Here is a 23,608-nt window from a genome sequence, read left to right as displayed (position 1 = left end):
AGGTGAGCAACAGCAGCGTGGCGCACCACGCTCTGCAACAGCGAGAAATGTTCATAAGCAAAGTCCAGCAGGTCAGAGGTTTATTGTTTTTTGCCGTACTGCTTGTGTTCGACGCTTACCAACGGTTGAGCGTATGCGTTTCAATCCAGCTGAAATTGATGTCCTCGCCTAAGCCGGGGCGTGTTGGCAGATGAACAAAGCCGTTATCATCCATCGGGTCGATAAGGCTGTTGAGATAGGCTGGAGGTTGTTCATAATCGAGGAAGGGATGCAGCAGACCGCGCTCATACCAGCGGCAATTTCGAATCGCTCCGACCACCGCGAGACTGGCTGCGCCATTGCCATGCACTTCACAATCCATGCCGAACGCCTCTGCAAGATTGGCTACTTTCAGGGTCGCAGAGATGCCACCGACGCCGTTAGCACCTGCGCGCAGGATGTCACAGGCACCGGCCCGTACCCAGTCAGCACGACTGTGGTGTTTGCCCCCCAAGCTCTCTGGACCTAAAACGTCAATGCTGAGGTTTTCTGCCAGCCAGGCGTAGGAGGCCATACTCTCTTCTTCCATGGGTTCTTCAAACCAGGAGAAGTTGAGTTTTTCTAGTGCTTTACCGATGGTCAGCGCCTCGCTGCGGCTGTACCAGTGATAGCCGTCCAGCATCAGGGCGACATTGGGCCCCACGGCTTCACGCACTGCGGCACAGGCTTTAATGTCCATCATCGGGCTGGGAGCAAACGAGACGGGGGGCATCCAGGTATGCAACTTGATGGCCTGATAGCCACGCGCCACCAGCTTTTCCGCAAACTGCGCGTATTCATCGGGCGTGGACAAACCGCCAGCGAGTTCATCACCGCACATCGTGCTGCCATAAGCCGCTATTTTCTCGCGATAGCCACCCAGTAGTTTGTGCACCGGTTGTTTAAGCTTGCGGCCAATTAAATCCCACATCGCCTGTTCTATCGCGGAAAGCGCACGTTCCGTGAGTTGATGAGCGCTGCCACGTTGCCAATGCACTAAATCTTGCCACAGACGTTCGCGATCAAAGGCGTTTTGCCCGATCAGTACTTTGCGAAAGAATGCGTTCACCACATGCGGACGAACCACTTCAGCGGGGGCAAAAGCGTAGCCACAGTCGCCATCTTCACTTGTCAGGGTGAGCAACGCCATTTGGGCGTTGGTTTCCGCACCCGGGTGGGAGTGTCCCGCACTGTCGGACACACGGTGTGTTGGATAGGTAAAGAGGGTGACATCAATGGCGCTGATCTTCACGGTAAGACCTCCAGAGCGATTCCATACTCAATGTGAGCGTTAACTAAAAATTAAAACAGCGTTTCAATTCGTAATTTAGCCTTCACATTTTGTTTACGCATTAGCCAAAGTGCAGGAAGCGAGGTCAATTAATTGGGCAATTGCATGGCGTGCTGTGAGCATTTTCACGAAAGGAGAGTGTTTTGTGAGCCATCCCACAGCGAAGCAAATCGTGAATGGATGTAAAAAAATGTGTCTCAGGGGCTTTTCATTTTGTGTCTGCCAGGTAATAGTGACGCCGCGAAATTTTAATAATAATCATTATCATTTGTACGGGTAGACAAAATGAAAAAATGGCTGTTAGCACTGGGGTTACTGGCGGTAACGAGTTCCGCTTCGGCAAAAGTCATCACTGACATTGCAGGCCGTCAGGTAGAAGTCAAAGAGGAGTCAAAACGCATCATTCTGGGCGAAGGGCGTCAGATGTATCTGCTGGCGGCATTCGATACCGCTGCGCCTTTCCAGCGCGTAGTAGGCTGGCGCGATGACTTCCCAAAAGCTGATTATGACGGATATATGGCGTATGAGAAAAAGTACCCTGAAATCAAAAAACTGCCGACATTTGGCGGCGCTAAAGACGGCACTTTTAACGTTGAGCAAGCGCTGACGTTGAAACCTGACTTGGTGCTGATGAATTTAGAGTCCAAAGCTGCAACCGACGAAGGCAAGCTGATTGAAAAGTTGCAAGCAGTCGGTGTGCCGGTGGTGTTTATCGACTTCCGTGAGAAGCCGATGGAGCACGCAGAGAAAAGCATCCGTATTATGGGTGAACTGGTTAACAATCCACAGCGCGCTGAAGACATTATCGCTTTCCGTCGCGCGGAGATCGCAAAAGTCACCGATCGCCTGAAAAACTTCTCGGGGACACGTCCGAAAGTGATGATCGACCGTGCTGGCGGATACACCGACGAATGCTGTATGTCTTTTGGTAATGAAAACTTTGGGCAGATGGTCGAGATAGCCGGCGGGAGCAATATCGCGAAAGACCTGATTCCGGGCACCTTTGGCACCTTGAACCCAGAGCAAATTATTGCCAGTCGTCCAGATGTGGTGGTGGTGACCGGTGCTAACTGGAAAAATTACAACACGGTAGGCAAATGGGTGGGCGTCGGTCCAGGCGCAGATACGCAAGAGGCCACGGCACGTCTGAAATTGCTGATGATGCGCAATGCCTTCAAAACGTTGCCGGTGGCACATAACGGTCATGCGCACGCCATCTGGCACCAGTTCTATGACAGCCCTTATCAGTTTGTCGCGATTCAGGCGTTAGCGAAGTGGCTGCATCCGGATCTGTTTAAAGATCTCGATCCTGATGCCACTTTCCGTGCGTTTCATGAGAAGTTTCTGCCACTGCCTTATCAGCCAGGCTACTGGGTGACGTTGCCAGCGGATAAGTCGTAACGTTTCGACTGACATCGGAAAACAAAAAAGGATTTGGCTAAATGGCCAAATCCTTTTTTTATGTTCGCAAACCGGCTGGTAACCGCGCTACGAACGGGGTGCTCAGCACTCCTCACAAGGCAAATCATAAAATGTGCGGGGTAATATTTCAAGTTTAGCTAAAATACTGTATGGTTATACAGGTGTTGGGTGACGGGCGCAGTCTCATTGTTTTCTGATGACTCCCAGGGGCGCGGATAGTCAAATCCCGGCAGGTTTCAGGTGGTGCTGGCCTGTGGCTTCCACAATGAGTGGCGCTCAGCACTCCTCACAGCTGTGCTCAGGCCATCGGCGGGTGGAGTCAAAGCCTCGATGGCTGAAAGGCGCGCTCCTGTCAGAGGAGAAGGAAAGTGATGGAACTTGTTCGGTTGCTCCTGGACCTGGTCCGGGTCGTCCTGCAAATCATCGTTGCCCTTTTGCAACTGACCGGTCAGGTGCACTGACCGGAACTTGAAACAAGGCGGAGCTTACCCCTCCGCCTTTTTTCGTGCGCATTTATTCCCGTGTTAACGTTGTGCCGGCCTCGACCTGACTTACCGATTGACGAAATCCTCTCCACAGCACTTTGTTTTAAACGGCCATTTTTGAGTTGGTTATGATGGCTATCTAAGGTCAGGGCCTTAATGTGTTTTTAATCGCAGCGTTTGCACCTCATCACTGCCCGCTGCTAAACACATAACTGACAAAAAAAATCATCGATAACCGAGTTTAAGGGATAAAAATGAGCCAACTATTTAGCGCGACCCACATCGGCGGATTGAAACTGGAAAACCGCCTTGTTATCGCTCCGATGTGCCAATATTCTGCCGAAGCGGGGCAAGCCACTAGCTGGCACCGCATTCACTTAGGGTCGCTCGCGCTGTCGGGGGCGGGGCTGTTAATCCTGGAAGCCACCGCGGTGGAAGCGATTGGCCGTATTTCTGCCGGTGATTTGGGCCTGTGGGACGATAAGACGGAAGCGGCGTTGCAGAGCGTCCTGACTGATATTCGTGCATGGTCACCGATTCGCCTCGGCATTCAGCTGGGGCATGCAGGCCGTAAAGCCTCGTGCAACGCGCCATGGCAGGGTGGCCATCAAGTGCCGGAAAGCCAGGGCGGCTGGCAAACGGTCGCGCCTTCCGCACTGGGATTTGCAGAAAACGATGACGCGCCCGCAGCACTGGATCTGACAGGCCTGGAACGGATTAAGCAGGCGTTTGTCGACAGTGCGCAGCGTGCTGTGCGTCTGGGAATAGAGCTAATTGAACTGCATGCGGCACACGGTTATTTGCTGCATCAGTTCCTGTCCCCCTTGAGTAATCAGCGTCAGGATCAGTACGGCGGTTCACTGGAAAACCGTCTGCGTTTCCCACTGGAAGTCTTTACGGCGGTACGTGCGGCGGTACCAGCCAGCATTCCGGTTGGCGTGCGTCTCTCTGCTACAGATTGGGTCGACGGCGGTTGGGATGTTGAACAGTCCATCGTGTTTAGCCAGCAGCTGGAAGCGCTTGGCTGTGATTACCTGCATGTTTCAAGTGGCGGTTTATCACCCTTGCAGGCGATCGCGGTGGGGGCGGGTTATCAGTTGCCTTTCGCACGTGCCATTCGCCAGCAGGTGAAAATCCCCGTGATGGGCGTGGGTTTGATCACCGAAGCACATCAGGCAGAAGCCGTCGTGCAAGAAGGGGATGCCGATTTGGTTGCACTGGGTCGCGCTGTGCTCTATAACCCGCACTGGCCGTGGCAAGCGGCAGCGGCACTCAATGCGCAGGTTGAATCACCGGCGCAATATTTGCGCTCAGAGCCGCATGGCGTCAAAGGAACCCTGAAACATACCTCACGGTGATAATACCTTTCGGGCAGAAACTATTTTTCTGCCCGCTGCCTGTTTTTTACCCGTTTAGGCTGAATTGTTCCCCCTCCAGGATTGCCGATTCCTTTGAATTCTCCCTTTCACGACATTCTCTTTGCCAGAGGGTGAAAATGTGATTATCAGCTTAGCTAACTTATGTTATGAATTTAGCCTTAGAAAAAAATAATCAGGTAAGGTTTTATGTCGTCGCAAAAATTATCCAATAGCGTTCAGCGCATCCAGTCATCTGCAATCCGTGATTTATTAAAACACAGCAAAATGGAAGGGGTGATTTCACTGGGTGGTGGAATCCCGAACCCCGATCTGTTTGACACTGAAGGTCTGCGGATCGCCATGGATCGTGCGTTAACCCAGGATGGGCACAACGCCTTTCAATATGGCTTGAGTGAAGGTGATCCGCTGTTACGCGAAGCCATCTGCCGCATTTCCGCTGACCGTGGCATTGATTGCACGCCGGATGACGTGGTCATCACTTCGGGTTCACAGCAGTCACTGGACATTATCGCCCGTGCATTGATCAATCCGGGTGATGTGGTGGTGGTTGAGCGTCCTACTTACCTCGCCGCCCTGCAGGTGTTCCAGTTGGCCGAAGCACAGTTCAAGTCAGTAGGAACTGATGGCGAAGGCATGATTGTGGATGAGCTGGAAGAGTTGGTAAAACAGACCGCCATCAAAGCGGTGTATATCGTACCGACCTTTGGCAATCCAAGCGGTGTGACCTTATCTGATGCACGTCGTCAGCAGCTGGTCGCGTTGGCCAAACAGTATGACTTCCTGATTTTTGAAGACGACCCTTATAGCGAAATCAATTTCACCAGCCAGACTTTCCGCCCGCTTAAATCTCATGCGCAAGCGATGGGGGCCAGCGATCAGGTGATTTATACTTCGACCTTCTCGAAAATTCTTGCGCCGGGCGCACGTGTGGGCTGGATCACCATGCCGGGTTGGTTGAAATCTTCGGTGGTGAATCTGAAGCAGGCGACGGATTTGCACACCAGCGCGTTGTCGCAATCCCTGACGCGTCACTATCTGGATACCGGTCGTCTGCCCGAGCAGATTAAATTGATCCGCGCAGCCTACAAGCAGAAATGTGATGCACTCTGTGTGGCGCTGGAAACGGAGTTAGGCGATCGCCTGCACTTCTATCGTCCGCTGGGGGGGATGTTCCTGTGGGCAACTTTCAAAGAAGCGTTCAACACCACCGAATGGCTTAAAACGACGTTAAGCAATGGCGTGGTGTACGTGCCGGGTGAGTTTTTCTATTGTGACAATCCGGATACTTCAACGCTGCGCATCTCTTATGCTTCAGTCTCAGAAACCAACCTGGTCCTGGCGGCGCAACGTCTGAAAGCGTCCTTACCGCAGTAATTACCTGACGCGATCCTGGCCGTTGGCGCTGTCCAGCGGCCAGGATTCAAACAGGTAGCCATCAAAATAGATGTCATCGACATCGGAAAACTCCAGCAGTCGCTGTTTCACATTCTCCAGATGCTGCCACATCGCCTGTTTGGCTGCGCGCGCGTCTTTCTTAATTAGCGTGGCGAGGATCTTTTTGTGATCATCAAGCCACTCTTTACGATAGTGGGTGTTCACCAGATGCCGATGCAGCTGGCTCCACATCACATTGTCTTCACGCCACTGCCAGGATTGTTTAAACAGCTCCACCAACATACTGTTGTGAGTCGCCTCGGCAATGGCTAAATGGAAGTTGCGGTCGCCGTTCTCGCTCTCATTCACCGCGCCCGATGCCAGCTCTTTCTCTTCCAGCTCCAGCGCCTGACGCATTTTAATAATGTCTTCACGCGTGGCCTGCAAGGCGGCGAACTCGGCAATATTACTCTCCAGCAACTGACGCGCCTGCAGCATTTCAAACGGACCTGCATCATTGCAGGTAGTTTGCACACCGGGGCGGGGTGCCGGGCTGTCGTTTACCACATAAATGCCTGCACCACGACGTACCTCAATTAAACCTTCCAGCTCCAACATGATCAGGGCTTCACGCACCAGCGTGCGAGTGACATCCAGCAGCGCAGCCAGTTCACGTTCCGGGGGCAGTCGTTCACCCACGACATACTGCTTTTGCGTAATCATGTTACGCAGCATTTCCCCGACTTCCTGATAAGGGCGCTGTGCTGAAGCTTGTGTTTTCATAGAGCTCTTTTCTGCTGATTAAGGAATTTACCACGACAGCGGCGGCCATTCTTCGCGCCCTGCACTATAGCACAGGGCGTGATTTTCACCTTGGATTGAGGGTGAAGTAGCGCTGCGCATTGTTGAAACAAATGTCCTGCAACATGCTGCCGAGCACGGTTTCATCGTGTGGCACAATGCCATCCTGCACCCACTGCCCAAGTAAATTACACAGAATGCGGCGGAAGTATTCATGGCGTGTATACGACAGGAAGCTGCGTGAATCGGTCAGCATACCGACAAACTGGCTAAGCAAACCAATCTGTGACAGCTGCTCTAACTGGCGCAACATGCCATCGCGCTGGTCGTTGAACCACCAACCGGAACCAAACTGCACTTTCCCGGCAATGCCTGTGCCCTGGAAATTACCGGCCATGGTGGCCAGCACTTCGTTATCACGTGGATTGAGGCAGTACAGAATCGTTTTAGGCAGTTGGTCGTTGAGATCCATCGCATCAAGCAGGCGTGACAGCGGCAGGGCGATATTGTTATCGCCGATGGAATCGAAACCGCTGTCAGCGCCCAGTAAGCGGAACAGACGGGTGCTGTTATTGCGAATCGCCCCGATATGCAACTGCATCACCCAATCGCGTCGTGCATATTCGGCGCCCAGCCACACCAACACTGCACTGCTGAACTGTGCAATTTCCAGCTCGCTTAGCGCATCGCCATTGCGACGTTTCGCCAGAATCTGGTCCAGCACGCTATCGTCGGGAACCGGTGCAAAGCGCAGAATCTCTATGCCATGGTCTGATGCGCGACAGCCGTGTGCCGAGAAGTGATCGAGACGACGCAATAGCGCCTGACGCAGCGTATCAAAACTGGTGATTGCCACATCCGCGGCGGCTTCCAGGCGGCCCAGATACTCGACAAAACCCGCCAGCTCAATCTTGAACACTTTGTCCGGGCGCCAACTGGGTGCCACATCAATATCAAAGCTGCTGTCTTCAGCAATCTGACGGTGGTACTGCAAGGAATCCACCGGATCGTCCGTGGTTCCCACCATGCGCACTTTCATCTGCTGCATAATGCCACGTGCAGAAAACGTCGGTGTTGCCAGTTTCTCTGCACATTCGTCCCACACGCGCTGTGCCGTATCCGGCCCGAACAGCGTATCGGTGATGCCAAACGGGCGACGAAGCTCAAGATGCGTCCAGTGATAAAGCGGGTTGCCCAAGGTTTTGGGTACGGTGTGGGCCCAGGCAAGATACTTGTCATAATCGCTGGTGGTTTTACCGGTGATCAATGACTCATCCACGCCTGCGGCACGCAGCGCACGCCATTTGTAGTGGTCGCCCTCCAGCCAAATCTGGCCGAGGTTGGCGAACTGGCGATCTTCGGCGATCTCTTGTGGGTTGAGATGGCAGTGATAATCGTAGATTGGCATCTCTGCTGCGTAGTCATGGTACAGGCGACGGGCGATGTCGCTCTGCAACAGAAAATCATCATCCATAAAGCGCTTCATTTTGGCTCCTGATTAGGGGATGCAACGGCAGCGCGGGCACCACGTTGGCACAGCTGCGCGTAACTCTGTTGTAAGGTGGCGACAAAGCCAGTATTAGCGGGCAGGTCATCACCAAAGAGGGTTTTTACCGCGAGCAGGGCAGTGACGCGTGCATCGCCCTCGGGGTAGTGCTGATTGACTTGCTGTAGCGTGCTGGATAATGGGTCAACCACATTATAGGCTTCACCGCGCTCATCCTGACCCAACACATAGCGCATCCATCCGGCAATCCCCAGCGCCAGATGGCGATAATCGCTACCGTGAAGCAGGTGATGACGCACAGAATCCAGCCAGCGCTGTGGTAGCTTTTGGCTCCCGTCCATGGCGATCTGTTGCGTGCGGTGGCGTAACGCCGGGTTACTAAAACGCGCGATCAGTTGGTCCGCATACGCCTGCAAATCAATGCCTTCTGGCATCGACAGCGTAGGCACCTGCTCGTGCATCATCAGGTTGATTGCCGCCTGGCGATACTCAGGTAGCTGCATGGTATCGGCAATGGTGTCGCAGCGTCCCAGATACCCGAGATAGGCAAGAAACGAATGGCTGCCGTTGAGCATACGCAACTTCATCATTTCAAAGGGGGCAACGTCAGTGACAAATTGCGCCCCAACACGATCCCAGTCAGGACGCCCGTTGACAAAGTTGTCTTCAATCACCCATTGGCGGAACGGCTCACAGGCCACGCCGCAAGGATCGTTAACGCCCAGCAGTGCGCTAATTTCTTGCTGGGTCTCCTCCGTCACCGCGGGAACAATGCGGTCAACCATGCAGCTGGGGAAAGTGACGTTGGCGGCAATCCATTGTGCCAGCGATGGATCGCGCAGTTGAGCCAGCCCAACCACAGCCGCACGGGCAACATGACCGTTGTCGCGCAGGTTGTCGCAGGAGAGCACGCTAAAAGGCTTAAGTCCGCGTTCGTGGCGCAAGCGGAGTGCTTCAACAATAAAGCCAATGGCGGATTTTGGCGTGTCAGGATGCGCCACATCGTGCTGAATCAGGGGATGGTCGGCATCCAGTGCGCCATTGGCACCTTGAGTGCAGTAACCTTTTTCGGTGACAGTCAAAGAGACGATAGCCGTTTCGGGGCGAGCCAGTGCTTCGATAATTGCCGCATGGCCATCCAATGCCGGGTGCAGCGCTTCTTTAATGGCCGCAATGATATGAACGTCATTTTGCTCAGCCCCTTTTTCCGTCACGCTATAGAGCAAATCTTGTTGGCGTAATTGTTCCACCAGCAGTTTGCCGCTCGCTGACATCAGGTTGACCTCACAAATCCCCCAGTCACAGTCGCTGGTGGCGAGTAAGTGATGCAGATAAAGCGCCTGATGGGCGCGATGAAATGCGCCGCAGCCAATATGCACTATCCGTGGCACCAGCCGTTGATGATTCCAGGCAGGGCGGGCGACGTTCAAATCGCCGCTGGCAAGGTTGTGTTCCATTTAAACTCCGCTTTGACCTGGTGGGCATAAATGCGCACCCTACGAAAACCACATCCATTTTTTGTAGGGTCACTATTTATGGTGACCACCAGGGTGCTCAACCGTTAGAAATAGGCGCGATGAATCGCCAACTCTACGCCACGAATCTCTGCCAAACCTTTCAGGCGACCAATCGCGGAATAGCCTGGATTGGTTTTTTTGTGCAGATCGTCCAGCATCTGATGGCCGTGGTCTGGGCGCATCGGAATTAAATCTTCCTCCCCGGCCAGTTTGCGGCGGTGTTCTTCTTCGGCAATTGCTTTGATTACCGCGAACATATCCACGTCGCCGCCCAAATGTGCCGCCTCATGGAAGGTATTGGGATTCTCTTCACGTTTGGTTGACCGCAAATGGGCGAAATAAATGCGCGGACCAAAGCGTTTCACCATACCTGCCAGATCGTTTTCTGGCAGCACGCCATAAGAACCGGTACACATGGTGAAGCCGTTGGCAGCACTCGGCACGGTATCCATCATCCACTGCAGATCGTCGGCGTTGGAAACAATGCGGGGCAGACCGAGAATGGCACGCGGTGGATCGTCCGGGTGCACCGCCATGCGAATGCCCGCTTCTTCTGCCACAGGAATGATAGCGCGTAAGAATGTGGCGAAGTTTTCGCGTAACTTTGTTTTATCAATACCGTCATAGCGGGCCAGTTGCGCACGGAACTGATCCAGCGTGTAACCCTCTTCAGCACCCGGCAATCCGGCAATGATATTGCGCGTCAGGCGGGTTTTATGTTCATCACTCATGGTGGCGAAGCGGTCGGCCGCTTGAGCAATTTCGGTGGCGGTATAATCTTTTTCTGCGCCAGTGCGCTGTAGGATGTGCAGTTCAAACACCGCAAACTCGATTTGATCGAAACGCAGTGCTTTAGCGCCGTCCGGTAACAGATATTCGAGATCGGTGCGCGTCCAGTCGAGGATGGGCATAAAGTTGTAGCACACGGTTTTAATGCCGCATTGCGCCAGATTCCGCAGTGACTGCTGATAGTTGCTGATCCACTTCTGATACTCACCGCTGCCGGTTTTAATTTCTTCATGAATCGGCACGCTCTCCACCACCGACCACACCAGTCCTGCTGCTTCCACGAGAGCTTTGCGCTGCATGATCTCCTCAACGGACCACACGACGCCATTTGGGATGTGATGCAGAGCCGTGACGATGCCGGTTGCGCCAGCTTGTCGTGCATCGGCGAGAGAAACGGGGTCATTAGGGCCATACCAGCGCCAGGTCTGCTTCATGTTGTTACCTCAGTTAGGGTCCTGAAGATAAATCCCAAGACAATGCTTATATTGGTTGACCTATTTATCGGTTAGCGCACTGTTAAAAACCAGAAAATGCGCTCTCAGGGGCTAAAATTCGACTCTTTAGCGCTTGATGTCAACCTCACTGCTAATTTTGGTTAACCAGATCACAAATGCGGCATCTGAGTGGCGACCACTTCAAACATCTGTGTTTCACTCCTGGCGGATGGTTAGAGATGACTCACTGAAGTCGCTCCTCAACAACAAGCGACAAATTCTGGGCGGCAGCCAACGATATTTCCGGTTTATCGGTAGCCCGTGCATCAACAGCAGAACTTGTAAGCTCATGATGTTAATAAAGAATGGAGAACCAGATGAACCGCAGTTTGAATCCAGGGATCGCTGCAGCAAGCAGCAAACGCACCTTCCGTCATTTGCGCTGGTGGGTATTGGTGTTGTTCTTAGCGGGCGTCACCGTCAACTACATCACGCGTAACTCATTAGGCATTTTGGCCCCTGAGCTGAAAACCAGCCTGGGTATTACGACCGAACAATATTCATGGATCGTTGGAGCATTTCAGCTGGCGTATACCTTCTTCCAACCCCTTTGCGGCTGGTTGATCGACGTTATCGGTCTGAAAGTCGGCTTTATGATTTGTGCCTCAATCTGGGCGGTAGCTTGCCTGTTCCATGCAGGCGCGGGGAGCTGGGTGCATCTTGCTATCCTGCGTTTTGTGATGGGCGGCGCAGAAGCAGCTGCAACCCCAGCCAACGCCAAAGTGCTGGGTGAATGGTTCCCGAAAAAAGAGCGTCCGGTCGCGGCTGGCTGGGCCGGTGTCGGTTTTTCGATTGGAGCCATGCTGGCACCGCCGATTATTTATTTCGCACATGCCTCATTTGGCTGGCAGGGCGCATTCCTGTTTACCGGCTGTCTGGCACTGGCGTGGGTGGTGCTGTGGGCACTGTTCTATCGCGATCCGGAACGTCATCCAAATCTTACCTCGTCGGAACTGGAGTTTATTCGTCAGGATAACGAACCGGCGGCCGTCAAACTGCCATTCTTTCAGGCCTTAAAAAGCGTGTCGAAAAATAAGCGCTTTTATGGCATCGCCATTCCCGCCTTTATGGCCGAACCCGCGTGGGGCGTATTGAGTTTTTGGGTGCCGCTTTATCTGGCGAAAGAACTCGGCATGGACCTGAAACAAATCGCTATGTTCGCATGGTTACCGTTCCTGGCTGCTGACTTAGGCAGCGTGGCCAGCGGTTATCTGACGCGTGTTTATACCAAACTGTTTGGCTTCAAACAGGTGAACTCGGTGGTGGCCAGTTCGGTTACCGGCGCTTTCCTGATGTTGTCGCTGGCGCTGGTGGCGATGACCAAGAATCCGTATGTGGCCATCGCGCTCATCTCTATTGGCGGCTTTGGTCACCAGATCATTTCCTGCATGTTAAGTGCGCTGGTGGTGGAGAAATTTGATAAAGGCCAGATGGCGACAGTCAACGGTATGCGCGGCTCTTTCGCGTGGATCTCCAGTTTCCTGTTCTCGCTGATCATTGGCGTCACTGCCGACAAAATTGGTTTCAACCCCTTATTTGTCGCTATGGGCTTCTTTGACCTGATTGGTGCGGTCTTCCTGATTGCTTTTATTGCTGAACGTCGCGCTCAACGCGCCTGAATAAAGTAGGTAACAATGAAAACGTTAAAGAATTGGTCACTCTCACATTCTGATCAACACCATGTTGCGTTAACCGTGGATGGCAAACACACGCTGAACCTTTATGTGCTGGAATCCGGCATGTTCCGCGTAGCCATTCAACGTCAGAGCGGCTATGCGCTGGACCGTACCTGGAGCATTGCGCCGGAGAGCGATGTGCCGTGGGAAGGGCGTTCACGTGACAGTCTGGCGGGCTTTACTTTGCCAGGGTTCACGCTGGAAGAAGAAGGTGACACACTGGTGGTCTCCACGGATGTGCTGCGTGTCATCGTCCATCAGCCGCTGGCGTTAGAATGGCAGTACCGTGACAGCGCCGGTGCGTGGCAACTGCTGACCTGCGACCGTCCAACCAGCGCCTACCTGATCAACGCCCATGGCGATGGTGTGGCGCACTATCAGCGCCGCATGAATGATGACGCCTACTACGGACTGGGTGAAAAAGCGGGTGATTTGCAACGTAACGGTAAGCGCTACGAGATGCGCAACCTGGATGCGATGGGCTATAACGCCTCCTCAACCGATCCGCTCTACAAGCATGTGCCGTTCACCATTACCCGCCGCAGTGATGTCAGCTTTGGTCTCTATTACGATAACCTCAGCAGCAGCTGGTTCGATCTCGGTAACGAGTTGGATAACTACCATCAGCCGTTTCGCCGTTGGCAGGCTGAAAGCGGTGATATCGACTACTACCTGTTCATTGGCAGCAAAGTATTGGATGTCACTAAAGCCTTTGTACGCCTGACCGGTAAAACCCTGTTTGGCCCGAAATGGAGCCTGGGTTACAGCGGCTCCACCATGCACTACACCGATGCCCCAGACGCACAGAATCAGCTGATGAACTTCATTCGCCTGTGCGAACAGCATGATATTCCTTGCGACTCCTTCCAGCTGTCATCGGGTTACACCTCAATCAACAACAAGCGCTATGTGTTCAACTGGAACTACGACAAAGTGCCGCAGCCGGAAGTGATGAGTCAGGCGTTCCATGACGCCGGTCTGCGCCTCGCCGCCAATATCAAGCCTTGCCTGTTGCAGGATCACCCGCGCTATGAAGAAGTGGCGGCGCAGGGACTGTTTATCCGCGATTCAGAAGAGGATGCGCCAGAGCGCTCGGTGTTCTGGGACGACGAAGGTTCGCACCTTGACTTTACCCATCCGCAGGCGGTGGCCTGGTGGCAAGAGAATGTCACCAAACAGTTGTTGGAGAAAGGCATCGATTCGACCTGGAATGACAACAACGAATATGAAGTGTGGGACGGTGAAGCCCGCTGCCACGGGTTTGGTCAGCCAATCGCCATCAAGCACATTCGCCCGGTGATGCCGTTGCTGATGATGCGTGCCTCGATGGAAGCGCAACAGCGCTTTGCGCCGGAGAAACGTCCGTTCCTGATTTCTCGTTCAGGCTGTGCCGGCATGCAGCGCTATGTGCAAACCTGGAGTGGTGATAACCGCACCAACTGGACCTCGCTGCGTTATAACATCCGCATGGGCTTGGGGATGAGCTTGTCTGGCCTCTACAATGTCGGTCACGATGTCGGTGGCTTCTCCGGTGATAAACCCGATGCCGAATTGTTTGTGCGTTGGGTGCAGAACGGCGTGATGCATCCGCGTTTCACCATCCACTCATGGAATGACGATCACACGGTGAATGAGCCGTGGATGTATCCGTCAGTGACCCCAGCGATCCGTGCGGCTATCGAACTGCGTTATCGCCTGTTGCCATATCTCTACACCTTGCTGTGGCAAGCGCACGCAGATGACGAACCGATGCTGCGTCCGACCTTCCTCGATCATGAGCAGGATGCGCAGACGTTTGCCGAGTGTGATGAGTTTATGCTGGGGCGCGACATTTTAGTGGCCAGCGTGGTTGAAGCAGGCCAGCGCGAACGCAGTTTGTGGCTGCCCGACAACCAAACCGGTTGGTACGATTTCGCCACGCAGCAGTGGTACAGCGGTGGTCAGTGGATTACGCTGCCAGCACCACTGGAAACGCAGCCGATGTTGGTGCGTGCAGGTGCCGCACTGCCGCTGAGCCAGCGTCTGCGCCATGTGGATGCTCAAGCCGATGATCGCCGCACCTTGCAACTGTATCCACTACAAGGCAAAGGTGTGTCGGATGGACTGGTGTTTGAGGATGACGGCGAATCCTGGGGTTATCAGCAGGGCAATGCGCTGTGGCTCAACTGGGAAATGCGCAGTGATGCCGAGGCGATTCACTTGAGTTTCCAGCGCAAAGGCGACTATCAGCCTGCGTGGAAAACGCTGCAGATTGCCTTGCCAGCAGGAGAGTCGCGTCAGTTGTATATTGATGGCGTCGCGGTGGATGCGGCAGGCGCACAGGCCGTGCTGGCGGACATCAAACACGCATAAGCTGCTGTCAATGTTGAGGTGCGCATCAATGCGCACCCTACGAAACCCGCTGATATGCTCGTAGGGTCGTCATTTATAGCGACCAGAAGTGCACCCTACGAAAATCGCGCTAGATTGTTGTAGGGGGGCCATTTATGGCGACCAAAAGCGTACCTTTGCATCATTAGTGTGAGGCGGCCGTCGATATGCCTTCTGACAGAGGGCTGATTACGCAATCAACCCTTTTGCCCGCGCCAGTAAAAACGCGGTCACTGAGGTGGCATCCGTTACTTTCCCTTCCAGCACCCACTGTAAAAACTCACTGATTTTCACTTTACGCGCCGTCAGTCCAACTTCTTCCGCATCCAGATTCTGTCCCTGATAATGCAACTCGCTGGCGAGATAGATGTGATATCCCTGCGAAGAGTACCCCTGGGCTAATTTCTGATACCCGACATATTGCCAGCGGTCGGCAACCAGGCCGGTTTCTTCTTGTAACTCTCCCGCCGCCAGTGCTTCAGGTGAGGCGCCAGGGTCCAGTTCCCAACTGCCTTGTGGCAGTTCCAGCGTGCGTTCACTCACGGGATAGCGATACTGTTCCACAACAAAAATGCTGTCCTGCTCCACAGGGAGGACCACCACAAAATCGTCTTTTTCGATTACCGAATAGATGCCTTCGCTGCCGTCAGCGCGTTGAATTTTGTCTTCTTTTAAAGTCATCCAGCGATTGCGATAGATTTCAGTTGAGGCGAGGGTATGAATTTCAGGTTTCAAAATGGGTCTCCACGAAGCGAATCGGTGAGTCATTGATTTAAGCGTACATTCCCCTGGCGTGAACAGGTAACTTATCTGTTTTTTTCCATCACCTGCTTTAAGGCATTGAGAAATACCGTGACTCGCGCGGGCAACTGACGCGTGGTGGGAAACAGTGCCCAGACGCCGAGCATCTGTGGTTGCGCATCCAGCAACTCGATAGCAACCAGTTCACCCGCCGCCAATTCCTCACGGATGTCCCATTCCGATAGCTGCGCGATACCGCTGCCGGCAACACACAAGGTGCGCACGCCCTCAACGTTACTGCCGCTAAAACGGCCCTCCACGCTGAGGCTGGAGATATGCCCATCAACCATAAAACTCCACTGCACCACGCTGGAGAGTCGCAGGCAGTTATGTTTGTGCAGGTCGGTAAGTGTCTGAGGTGTCCCAAAGCGATGCAGATAATCGGGTGATGCACAGAGCATGCGCGGATTATCTGCCAGGCGATGTGCCACCAGGCGGGAATCACGCAGTGGCGCAATACGAATAGCAACATCGAAGCCTAAGCCAACCAAATCAGTAACGTCATCGCTGAGTTGAAACTCAATACGCAGCTCAGGATTGGCCTCCATCAGTGCGGGTAACAGCGGAATGATGGTCCGTCGACCAAAACCAGAGGGTGCGGTGATCCGTAGCTGTCCTGTCGCGCCTTGTTGATGAGGTGAGAACAGATTGCGCGCGCTCTGCTCGGTTTCCGCCAGCGATTTGGCGAAGGGCAGAAACTCTTCACCTTCATCGGTTAACGCGATGGCACGTGTGGTGCGATGCATCAGGCGTACACCCAGGTCTTCCTCAAGGGAAGCCAGCCGACGCGACACGGTCATCGTTGTGGTATTGAGCCGCCGCGCCGCCTGCGTCAGACTGCGCGTTTGCGATACCATCAGGAAGACCTCAATATCTTTGGAGTTCATTTTAACGATTTCCGTTATACAGACGTATCAACTTTGGTCATTTTTGCTGCTATGACGCCACACTATAATGCGCGCTGACGTTAATCAGGGAACATTAAGTAGCACATGGCCGATAAACATTTATTTCAGAGCGGCACGTTAAATCGTCTCGCCCTGAAGAACCGCGTCATGGTCGCGCCCATGACGCGTATTTCTGCGACAGTGGATGGCGTACCGGGTGAGCGGATGAAGCACTACTACGAACGCTTCGCGCGTGGTGGCTTTGGCACCATCATCACCGAAGGGCTTTACATTGATGAAGCCTGGTCACAAACCTATGCCTTTCAGGCCGGATTGGTTAACAGCCAACAGGTTGCTGGCTGGCGAGCCATCACGGACGGTGTGCATCAGCAGGGCGGGAAGATCATCGCGCAATTGATGCATGCTGGCGCGATTTCTCAGGGCAATATCTACCGTAGCGATACGCTGGCCCCCTCTGCCGTGCAACCGCGCGGAGAACAATTGGGCTTTTATCATGGTCACGGCAAATATGCATTGCCGGCAGAGATGAGTGAGGAGCAGATCCAGCAGGTGATTGAAAGCTTTGCTGAGACTGCCGCGCGCGCCATTGGCGTAGCCGGTTTTGATGGCATTGAAATCCACGGGGCTAATGGTTATCTGCTCGATCAATTCTTCACGGATTACACCAATCAGCGCAGTGACCGCTGGGGCGGCGATATTGCCGCACGCTTGTCGTTAACGCTGGCGGTGATTCGAGCGGTACGTCAGCGCGTGGGTCATGATGTGACCTTGGGCGTGCGTATCTCTCAAGGCAAAGTGAATGATTTCCACCATCAGTGGCAGGAAGGCGAAGCGGGGGCGAGGCAGGTGTTTGCTTTACTGGCTGAGTCGGGAATTGATTATCTGCACCTCACTGAATACGACGCGCTGCAGCCCGCTTTCGCTGACACTCTGTTTTCCCTGGTGCAGATTGCCCGGCAAGCCGCACCCAATCTGACGATTGTCGCCAACGGTTCGCTTTCCGACAGCCGCAGTGCTTCACAGGCGCTGGAGCAGGGGGCTGATTATGTGGCCTTGGGTAAAAGCGCGCTGGCGAATCCTGACTGGCCGATGCGCATCCGTGACGCAGCGCCGTTGCGTGAGTTTGATAAAAATCTGCTGGCGCCTTCGGCAGATGTTAAAAACTGCGAACTGGCTTAATTTCGCGTTGCAAACTACATAGCCCTTTGGTCGTGATGTTAGTCCGTTAAGCATTTGTTGGTCGCCATGAATGGCGACTCTACAAGAATTGATACTGTTTTTCGTAGGGTGCGCATTGATGCGCACCTGCATACAAATTCACATTGAATGGCATTAAAACCAAGGTGGTGATGCACCATAGCCGTTTCATCCTGCGCTTTTCTGCCGTGACAACCCGCTCAAAGCTAGCCCCGCCAGCGCCATCACCACGGTCAAACCCACCACCGCATTCCATCCACCGTGCAGCCAGAACCAACCGCCGAATGAACCGGTGATGCTGGAACCCATGTAGTAGAACAGCAGATAAAGCGAAGACGCATGGCCGCGATTGTTGCCCGCCAAGGGCCCAACCGATCCGCTGGCGGCTGCGTGCGCGACAAAGAAACCGCTGGTGATCAGGATAATGCCGCCAATCAAACACAGCAGGTTGTCTGGCACCGTCAGTAAGATACCCGCCAGTAACAGCAGGAACCCGGTAATCAACAGCGGTTTACGGCCAAAGCGATCCGCCAGACTGCCGGATAGTGAAGAGGAGACAATGCCAATCGCATAGGCGCAAAAGATCAGGCTGACTTGTGTCTGGCTGAAATGAAATGGCGCGTCAGAGAGGCGAAAAGTGGCGTAGTTGAAGAGCGTGACAAACACGCTGGTCAGGAAGAAGCCGGTGGCATATAGGCGAATCAAGCCCTTATTGCCGAGGTGACTGAACCAGGCTCTGAAGTGAAAGTGAAGATTGAGCCCGGGCTTCCGCTCAAAATTACGCGACTCAGGCAGCAAAAGCACAAACGCAATCGCTGCGGCCATGCCCAGCACACCGAGCACGCCCATGGCGATGCGCCAGGAGGTGAATTCCGTCAGTAATCCCATGCCGACTCGCCCAACCATGGCGCCAAAGGCCGTGCCGCCGACATACAATCCCATGGTTTTACCGAGGTCCTTCTTGTCGATCTCTTCAGCAAGCCATGCCATTGCCACGGCGGGCACACCGCCCAACACCACGCCTTCCACCGCACGTGCCACCAGCAACATGTGCCAGTCTGGCAGCACTGCCGCGATAAAATTACAGATCGAGGCCAGCGCCATCGAGGTGAACATCAATCCACGGCGCCCCACCGCTTGAGAAAACGCCCCCGCCAGCAGAATGGAGATCGCCAATAACCCGGTGGTGAGTGACAGTGCCAGCGAGCTCTGCGCTGGAGTCACACCAAACGAGTGAGTAAATGCGGGCAGCAGCGGTTGTACACAATAGATCAGCGAAAAACTCGCCAGTCCCAGCATGAAAAAGGCGATGCCTGCGCGGCGATATTCGCTGCTGCCGCGGGCAATGCTACAGGTGGCAGGGGGCACCGAGGTGGCGGGTAAAGCAGTTTCTAACAAGCGACTCATGGTGATTCCAGCGTAACGAAGATTGCACAACGCTACCGCGCCACTTATTATCTGTCCAATATATAGCACTGCATAATGGTATCTATAAAACAGATGGAATTGCGCCATATTCGCTATTTTCTCGCGGTGGCCACCGAGCGTAACTTCACACGCGCGGCAGCCAGACTGGGAATCGGACAACCCCCGCTCAGCATGCAGATTAAAGATCTGGAGGCTGAAGTGGGATACGCATTGTTTAACCGCACTGCGCAGGGTGTAGCACTCACTGAAGCCGGGCACGCTTTTTTACAAGCGATCCAACCGCTGCCCGCTCTGGCCGGAGAAGCCATTGCGTCGGCTCGTCGCGCGGCACAAGGTGACACCGGAACGTTGCGTTTGGGTTTTACCGGAACGGCTGGCATGAATCCACTGATCCCAGGCTGCATTCGCGCCTTTCGTCAGGCGCATCCAGACGTGTTTCTTAACGTCATGGAAGCCAACTCGATTGTGCTGTTGCAGGCGCTGGCGAATCAGCAGCTGGATATTGCGCTGTTGCGGCAGGAAAATGCCATCCCCGATAACGTGACGATGCAACTATTGTTACAGGAGCCGCTGGTGGCTGCACTGCCTGCTAGCCATCCGCAGGCACGTCTGCGCGGGAAGATTGCCCTGCCTTCACTGCGTGAGGAACACTTTATTCTTACGCCGAAAGAGAGTGGCACCAGTTTGCGTGAGTCAGTGTTGCTGGCCTGCCGCCAGCAAGGTTTTACGCCGATGGAGGGGCAACCCGCGCCGCACATTGTCTCGATACTATCGGTGGTTGCGGCGGGGTTAGGGGTGTCGCTGGTACCCGAATCGATGCGGCAATTCAGCCTGGCGGGCGTGGTGTTTAAGCAGATTAAAGCGCCGATACCCACCACCGGATTAGCGGTGGCATGGAATGACCATGCGTTTACGGCAACGGCGCAGAACTTTCTGGCGCTGGTGAAAACCAGCGAAGTTATTGTTTAAACGCCCAGCCTAATTTGCCTTCAGCAGAGATCAGCTTGTCGAGTTTCTTCTCGTTCACTTTCTTCATGGCACCCAGTTTTTCAGCGGTAAGCGGGCCGGCATCGCTCTGGGCAATCACCGTGTCTTTCGGCACATCAGTGATTTTCTCGGCAATCGCGGTGATGGCGGCGCCATAGCCTTTACGGTCATGCAAATCGAAGGAAGTCAGCGGTAGCTGGGTTTCCAGCCATTGTCCCCAGTAGAATTCCAGGAAAGGCGGCGGGTTCTCTTCTTTCTCGAAGCCAATATCGCGCACGAAGTATACCAGTGAACGGTATTCGTCATCCTGCATATGCTTGCGGCCTAACTCTTTCGGTAAATCATCCGGTGTGATTTTCCCTTTTGGCGTATCCAGCCAGACCAGATGCGCAGCTTCCATCTGTTGCCAGAATGCTTTCATGCTGGTCAGGTTGCGGAAGTCATTGGTGATGCGCACCTGTACATGCGTTTTCAAACCGCCAATGTCGGCAAAGTTACTGAAGGTGTGATGACCATCGGTGAGATAGAGCGCATTATCCGGTGCAATCACCGCTGTCTTCATCGGGCCAGGATGCGAACCAACTGACGCTTTACAGGTGAAACTGTCGAGGTCAGAGATGCGCGATTTACTGCTGAATTTGTCCACGCCTTTCTGTCCCATACTTTCACAGAAATCATCAAACAGCTTTTTGGGATCGGCCTGATAACGGTGCAGTTTGTAATCCAACTGCCGATACCCAATCGCCGCCTGAGTGGGATGCAATTGTGATAACTGGACCTGCACAATATCGCCCGCTTTAATATCAGCGGGCAGGGCGGCAGTTGCCTGCCCGGCTGACCACAACAGTGCCAGCAGTGACCACGGTGTTCTCATTCCCTTTCCTTTATCCATCGCCTGCATCAGAGGCGTTACGATAGCATTTCTGTCATCTTCCCGCTTTAGTGTTGTGCTTCGCGGTTGACCTGGTACAACCCGTTATCCAGACATCTGACCACATTGGAGTTCTCTATGGCACTCACTGCTGTTCAACCGGCAAAACTGCAACACACTGTTATCGATCCCAGCGTGCGTATGCGCGAAACCCACATTGGTCAGCAATGTGAAATCCTGGCAGAGAGTTATCTGGAATACAGCGAACTGGGTGATTTTTCCTACCTCGGTGAGCACTGTTGTGTTGCTGATGCGCAGATTGGCCGTTTTACCGCTATCGCCAACCAGGTGCGTATCGGTGCGCCTAATCATCCGATGGACCGCGCTTCCCAGCACCGTTTCACCTACTGCCCGGAATATTACGACAACCAGGCGGAACGGGATGCGGGATTTTTTGCTGACCGCCGAGCCGACCGCGTCATTATCGGGAACGATGTGTGGATCGGCCACGGCGTGATTGTGCTACCCGGCGTGACCATTGGCGATGGCGCGGTGCTGGCAGCAGGCGCGGTGGTCACAAAAGATGTGGCACCCTATACCATCGTTGGCGGTATTCCGGCGAAAGTGATTCGTGGTCGTTTTACGCCGGATATCGCTCTGCAACTGCAGGCGATTGCGTGGTGGAACTGGCCGCTGGAGAAGCTGATGGCGCATCTGGCTGATTTTCAGTCACCCGATATTGCGGCGTTCTGCCAGCGGCACGCGGTATAGCTTACATCGCCTGTTGTGCCGCCACCGCAGGGGGAGCGGCCTGCAGGCTTTTTTTTGGCTGTTACAGTCTCTATGTAAAATCAATAAATTCATATGGTTAAATTATTTTCCTTGAGATTTGTCACCCAGCGGAATCTCAAGTAAACTCAAAAAACGTCATTTTTGAGATTTCTTGCGATGAAACTGCGCCGCCCGCCGACACAACTCATGGATCAACAGAGCAGCAATGACATAGCTGCTCTGCTCAGCCGTTACAGCGAGTGGGATGCCCGCTACCTTCACTTTGATGAGTTATACCGCCGTATCAGTGATGCGGATGAACGGCTGGCGCTGTGGAGTGCGTTGAAGTTCAAACGGCGCAGTACGGCTCACCATTTTGTGATTGCCTCTCAGGAAGTGAGCGTCAATTTCACCACGCGTATTAACGCGGCAATCTCGTTGGTTGATCGCACGACCTTTGCACGCAACGGAGAGCTTACGGATGAGGATGCGGCGTCCTACTTAATGTCGCAATTAATCATGGAGGAGGCGATCTCCTCCAGTCAGCTAGAGGGGGCTGCTACGACTTCCCGGGTTGCGATGGAACTGCTGGCGGTGGGGCGTGAACCGCGCAATGAAGATGAAAGCATGATCATGGGCAACTGGCGTCTCATGCAGCACATTACGGCCATGGGGGATGGGCCGCTAACGCGCGATGATATTTTGGACATGCACCATATCGCGTGCGCGGGCATCAATGATGAAAAATATCGGCCTGGGGAGGTGCGCAGAAACAACGATATTTTTGTCGCCGGTCGGGACGGTGAAATCATCCATCAACCACCGGATTACTCTTTGGTCGATGGCATGCTGCATGCCCTCTGTGCTGAAGTTGAATTTCTTGAACAGCAGGGCACCCATCCCTTGCTGGTCGCTTGCATCATGCATTTTGCCATTGGTTACATTCATCCTTTCTATGATGGCAATGGACGTACCGCGCGCGGCTTGTTCTATCACCATCTCATTCGCCGTGGGTATCACGCTTTTCGCTATATCTCGATCAGTAAACTGCTTAAAGCGGCAGCGATTAAATACGGGATGTCCTACCTTTACAGCGAAACGGATGAACTTGATCTCACCTATTTTGTGCAATTCCAGTGTGATGTGGTGATGCGCGCGGTTAAGGCCTTTACTGAGCAAATCACCACACTGCATCAGGAACGTGCTCTGCTGGTGAAATGGGTAGAAGAAAACAAAGCCTTGGCCAAGGGCGAACTGGATATTATGGCGATTGCATTGCACGCGCCAGGTTCGTTATTGAGTGCGGCGGCGGTGAAATCACGGTTAGGTATTGCTGATAACACAGCGCGCAGTCGGTTAAAAAGTCTCGCCGAGCAAGGGCTGTTGAGGCCAATCAAAGAGGGAAAAGGGACGGTGTATCAAGCCCCCGTTTCACTGCGAAAACTCAAAGAGTGGCTGAAGAAACGCTGAGATAACGCAAGCAATCGCAAAAATATGCATTTTTGAGATTTCTTGCGATCTG

General features: G+C 53.8%; 18 protein-coding genes. 9 read left to right on the top strand and 9 right to left on the bottom strand.

All coding sequences use genetic code 11. The features are described 5' to 3' along the window. Positions 1–115: 115 nt before the first annotated feature. Positions 116–1,270: a mandelate racemase family protein gene (locus LK04_RS09410; protein WP_039329098.1), complete on the bottom strand. Its 1,155-nt coding sequence runs from the start codon at positions 1,268–1,270 to the stop codon at positions 116–118. A gap of 324 nt (positions 1,271–1,594) precedes the next feature. On the opposite strand from LK04_RS09410, the gene LK04_RS09405 reads away from it, so the two are divergent. The 3 genes from LK04_RS09405 to LK04_RS09395 all read left to right on the top strand — a co-directional run bounded on the left by LK04_RS09405 (position 1,595) and on the right by LK04_RS09395 (position 5,969). After that, positions 1,595–2,710, top strand: a complete 1,116-nt coding sequence (locus LK04_RS09405) for an ABC transporter substrate-binding protein (RefSeq protein ID WP_039329096.1) — start codon at positions 1,595–1,597, stop codon at positions 2,708–2,710. A gap of 760 nt (positions 2,711–3,470) precedes the next feature. Continuing rightward, the gene (locus tag LK04_RS09400; RefSeq protein WP_039329095.1) at positions 3,471–4,574 is read left to right on the top strand and encodes an NADH:flavin oxidoreductase/NADH oxidase; all 1,104 of its coding nucleotides are present in this window, start codon (positions 3,471–3,473) and stop codon (positions 4,572–4,574) included. 207 nt (positions 4,575–4,781) lie between these two features. Beyond that, positions 4,782–5,969, top strand: coding sequence for a PLP-dependent aminotransferase family protein (locus LK04_RS09395; RefSeq protein ID WP_039329092.1), 1,188 nt, complete (start codon positions 4,782–4,784; stop codon positions 5,967–5,969). Here the strand turns inward: LK04_RS09395 and uxuR are convergent, their stop codons facing one another. From uxuR to uxuA, 4 genes are all read right to left on the bottom strand, one after another. After that, entirely contained in the window at positions 5,970–6,752 is a 783-nt protein-coding gene (gene uxuR / locus LK04_RS09390; protein ID WP_039329091.1) for a Uxu operon transcriptional regulator, read from the bottom strand. 85 nt (positions 6,753–6,837) lie between these two features. Continuing rightward, positions 6,838–8,256 (bottom strand): glucuronate isomerase, encoded by a 1,419-nt coding sequence (uxaC, locus tag LK04_RS09385; RefSeq protein ID WP_039329090.1) that lies wholly within the window; start codon positions 8,254–8,256, stop codon positions 6,838–6,840. Then, positions 8,253–9,734 carry a fructuronate reductase gene (locus LK04_RS09380; protein ID WP_039329088.1) on the bottom strand — a complete coding sequence of 494 codons (1,482 nt, stop codon included), beginning with the start codon at positions 9,732–9,734 and terminating at the stop codon, positions 8,253–8,255. The genes uxaC and LK04_RS09380 overlap by 4 nt, the downstream gene beginning before the upstream one ends. 104 nt (positions 9,735–9,838) lie before the next feature. Continuing rightward, complete coding sequence (gene uxuA, locus LK04_RS09375) at positions 9,839–11,017, bottom strand: mannonate dehydratase (RefSeq protein WP_039329086.1); 1,179 nt, start codon at positions 11,015–11,017, stop codon at positions 9,839–9,841. 377 nt (positions 11,018–11,394) lie between these two features. Here uxuA and LK04_RS09370 point away from each other — a divergent pair, with 377 nt between their 5' ends. Then, the gene (locus LK04_RS09370; protein WP_039329084.1) at positions 11,395–12,696 is read left to right on the top strand and encodes an MFS transporter; all 1,302 of its coding nucleotides are present in this window, start codon (positions 11,395–11,397) and stop codon (positions 12,694–12,696) included. Between the two features lie 15 nt (positions 12,697–12,711). Continuing rightward, positions 12,712–15,105, top strand: coding sequence for a TIM-barrel domain-containing protein (locus LK04_RS09365; RefSeq protein WP_039329082.1), 2,394 nt, complete (start codon positions 12,712–12,714; stop codon positions 15,103–15,105). Between the two features lie 207 nt (positions 15,106–15,312). Here the strand turns inward: LK04_RS09365 and LK04_RS09360 are convergent, their stop codons facing one another. Together LK04_RS09360 and LK04_RS09355 are read right to left on the bottom strand one after the other, a co-directional pair. Then, positions 15,313–15,858 (bottom strand): NUDIX domain-containing protein, encoded by a 546-nt coding sequence (locus LK04_RS09360; protein ID WP_039329081.1) that lies wholly within the window; start codon positions 15,856–15,858, stop codon positions 15,313–15,315. 71 nt (positions 15,859–15,929) lie between these two features. Next, positions 15,930–16,811, bottom strand: coding sequence for a LysR family transcriptional regulator (locus tag LK04_RS09355; RefSeq protein WP_039329079.1), 882 nt, complete (start codon positions 16,809–16,811; stop codon positions 15,930–15,932). A gap of 105 nt (positions 16,812–16,916) precedes the next feature. Between LK04_RS09355 and LK04_RS09350 the strand changes: the two genes are divergently transcribed. Next, the gene (locus tag LK04_RS09350; protein WP_039329077.1) at positions 16,917–18,011 is read left to right on the top strand and encodes an NADH:flavin oxidoreductase; all 1,095 of its coding nucleotides are present in this window, start codon (positions 16,917–16,919) and stop codon (positions 18,009–18,011) included. Positions 18,012–18,197: 186 nt separating this feature from the next. Here the strand turns inward: LK04_RS09350 and LK04_RS09345 are convergent, their stop codons facing one another. Next, positions 18,198–19,436 carry an MFS transporter gene (locus LK04_RS09345; protein ID WP_039329076.1) on the bottom strand — a complete coding sequence of 413 codons (1,239 nt, stop codon included), beginning with the start codon at positions 19,434–19,436 and terminating at the stop codon, positions 18,198–18,200. Between the two features lie 75 nt (positions 19,437–19,511). On the opposite strand from LK04_RS09345, the gene LK04_RS09340 reads away from it, so the two are divergent. Beyond that, positions 19,512–20,426 (top strand): LysR family transcriptional regulator, encoded by a 915-nt coding sequence (locus tag LK04_RS09340; RefSeq protein ID WP_197063310.1) that lies wholly within the window; start codon positions 19,512–19,514, stop codon positions 20,424–20,426. Here the strand turns inward: LK04_RS09340 and LK04_RS09335 are convergent. Continuing rightward, on the bottom strand, positions 20,416–21,318 hold the full coding sequence (locus tag LK04_RS09335) for a ParB/Srx family N-terminal domain-containing protein (protein WP_039329072.1): 903 nt from the start codon (positions 21,316–21,318) through the stop codon (positions 20,416–20,418). The two genes, LK04_RS09340 and LK04_RS09335, sit on opposite strands and share 11 nt — an antisense overlap. A 135-nt stretch (positions 21,319–21,453) precedes the next feature. On the opposite strand from LK04_RS09335, the gene LK04_RS09330 reads away from it, so the two are divergent. Both LK04_RS09330 and LK04_RS09325 read left to right on the top strand, forming a co-directional pair. Then, positions 21,454–22,086, top strand: coding sequence for a DapH/DapD/GlmU-related protein (locus tag LK04_RS09330; RefSeq protein WP_039329070.1), 633 nt, complete (start codon positions 21,454–21,456; stop codon positions 22,084–22,086). A 177-nt stretch (positions 22,087–22,263) separates the two neighbouring features. After that, on the top strand, positions 22,264–23,556 hold the full coding sequence (locus LK04_RS09325; RefSeq protein WP_039329068.1) for a Fic family protein: 1,293 nt from the start codon (positions 22,264–22,266) through the stop codon (positions 23,554–23,556). Positions 23,557–23,608 lie beyond the last annotated feature (52 nt).

Origin of the sequence: Pantoea vagans, from assembly GCF_001506165.1 — a bacterium.
GTDB classification, from domain to species: Bacteria; Pseudomonadota; Gammaproteobacteria; order Enterobacterales; family Enterobacteriaceae; genus Pantoea; species Pantoea vagans_C.
Note: the sequence above shows the minus strand (reverse complement) of the source record. Positions and strands in the feature narration are given on the sequence as shown.